Source organism: Skermanella sp., assembly GCF_059503625.1.
This window is the reverse complement of the sequence record NZ_JCACHA010000544.1, coordinates 1-2,038: the sequence shown is the minus strand read 5'-3', so window position 1 is coordinate 2,038 and position 2,038 is coordinate 1. Positions and strand designations below refer to the sequence as shown.

Genomic DNA, 2,038 nt, shown 5'->3' with positions numbered 1-2,038 from the left:
CCGAACTGGTCGGCCGCGCGATCACGCTGGAGTCGACCCAGGAGGTCCTGCACGATCTGCTCCGGGCCAACGACCGCCGCGTCACGATCGACGAGATCCAGAAGAAGGTGGCGGAGCACTACAACATCCGGCTGGCCGACATGCATTCCGCCCGGCGCGCCCGCGCGGTCGCCCGGCCGCGTCAGGTCGCGATGTACCTCGCCAAGCAGCTCACCGCCCGCTCCCTGCCGGAAATCGGCCGCAAGTTCGGCGGCCGCGACCACACCACCGTCATGCACGCGGTCAAGAAGGTGGAGGAACTGCGTACGTCCGACCAGAGCTTCGCCGAGGACGTCGAACTGCTCCGCCGCATGCTGGAAGGCTGAGGCGCGCCTTATTCTCAATTGCCGGCCTGAAATCGCGTCCAGCTGACGGAATCGGTTAGTTTTTTTGTCCGCTGTGCTATATTCGCCCCCCGTTTGGCGGCAGGCCCAAGGCATGCGCGCGAGCGGGGACGAAGTTTGGAACCGGCTCCAGGCTCCACGAGATCACGGCCAACGAGAATTGCAGCGGACCAGAATGAAAATCACGATCGAACGCGCAGCCCTCCTCCGCTCCCTCGGGCATGTTCAAAGCGTGGTGGAACGCCGGAACACCATTCCCATCCTGTCCAACGTCATGCTCAGGGCCGAAAACGGCGAGTTGGCGCTGACCGCGACCGACATGGACCTCGAGATCGTCGAGACGGTCCCGGCGGAGGTCACCCAGGCCGGTTCGACCACGGCGCCCGCGCACACGCTCTACGATATCGTGCGGAAGCTGCCGGACGGCAGTCAGGTGGAACTCGACAGCTCCGGCGACAACGGGCTGCTGACGCTGCGTTCGGGCCGCTCCAACTTCAAGCTCGGCTGCCTGCCGACCGAGGACTTCCCGCAGATGTCCGGCGGCGAATTGGCGCACCAGTTCTCCCTGTCGGCCGCCGACCTGCGGATGCTGGTCGACCGCACCCGCTTCGCGATCTCGACCGAGGAAACCCGTTACTACCTGAACGGCATCTATCTGCACGCGACCCGGTCGCGCGCGGGAGAGACCGAAGTGCCGGTGCTGCGCGCCGTCGCGACCGACGGCCACCGTCTGGCGCGGGTGGAAATCCCGCTGCCGGAAGGGGCCGGGAACATCCCCGGCGTGATCGTGCCGCGCAAGACCGTGATGGAGATCCGCAAGCTGATCGACGAGGCCGGCGACCGGATCAGCGTCGCCCTGTCCGAAACCAAGGTCCGTTTCGGCTTCGACACCGTGATGGTGACCTCCAAGCTGATCGACGGCACCTTCCCCGATTACGAGCGCGTGATCCCGACCGGCAACGACAAGGTGCTGGAAGTCGACAGCAAGGTCTTCGCCAGCGCCGTGGACCGCGTCGCCACGATCTCCACGGAAAAGAGCCGGGCGGTCAAGCTCAGCATCGACCGGGGAAATCTGGTGCTCTCGGCGACCAGCCCGGAAGCCGGCAGCGCCACCGAGGAGCTGGAAGTCAGTTATGACAGCTCCCCCCTCGAAATCGGCTTCAACTCTCGCTATCTATTGGACATCACTCAGCAGATCGAGGGTGACGGCGCGCGGTTCACGATGGCCGACGCCGCATCGCCCACGATCGTCCGTGACGTGGCCGATCCGTCGGCCCTGTATGTTCTGATGCCGATGCGCGTTTGACGCGCGCTGTTGCCGAAGCGCCTGGAAGGCGCGGCCATGCAGGACGCGTGGCCCCTCCGGTATGGTTCCTGACGGGCCGTATCGCGGGTAAGGCTGGAGTTTTGATGCCGTTGCGCGATGCGCCCACTTCAAATGCCCGGACTGCGTATACCCGGACAGAAGACGATATCCGGCCGGATAAGGGACCAGCGGCGAAGCTGGCGGTGACGCGTCTCACCCTGACGCGGTTCCGCTGCTATGAGGGCGCGCGGCTGAACGCCGATACGCGGCCCGTCGTGCTGACCGGCCCCAACGGCGCCGGCAAGACCAACCTGCTGGAAGCCGTCAGCTTCCTGTCGCCGGGACGCGG

Annotated in this window: 3 protein-coding genes; all 3 read left to right on the top strand. The window is 65.8% G+C overall.

Annotation, left to right across the window (positions count from 1 at the left end; translation table 11 throughout):
- Positions 1-365: helix-turn-helix domain-containing protein (locus AC5JJ6_RS11580; protein ID WP_496042174.1), on the top strand; the 365-nt coding region annotated here is incomplete at its 5' end.
- 193 nt (positions 366-558) lie between these two features.
- Complete coding sequence (gene dnaN, locus AC5JJ6_RS11575) at positions 559-1,689, top strand: DNA polymerase III subunit beta (RefSeq protein WP_044433367.1); 1,131 nt, start codon at positions 559-561, stop codon at positions 1,687-1,689.
- A gap of 203 nt (positions 1,690-1,892) precedes the next feature.
- A partial coding sequence (locus AC5JJ6_RS11570) for an AAA family ATPase (protein ID WP_496042175.1) occupies positions 1,893-2,038 on the top strand: 146 nt, incomplete at its 3' end.

Bases quoted from the DNA above. Each gene is read 5' to 3' on its own strand.
- dnaN (WP_044433367.1), top strand. From the start codon at position 559: ATGAAAATCACGATCGAACGCGCAGCCCTCCTCCGCTCCCTCGGGCAT.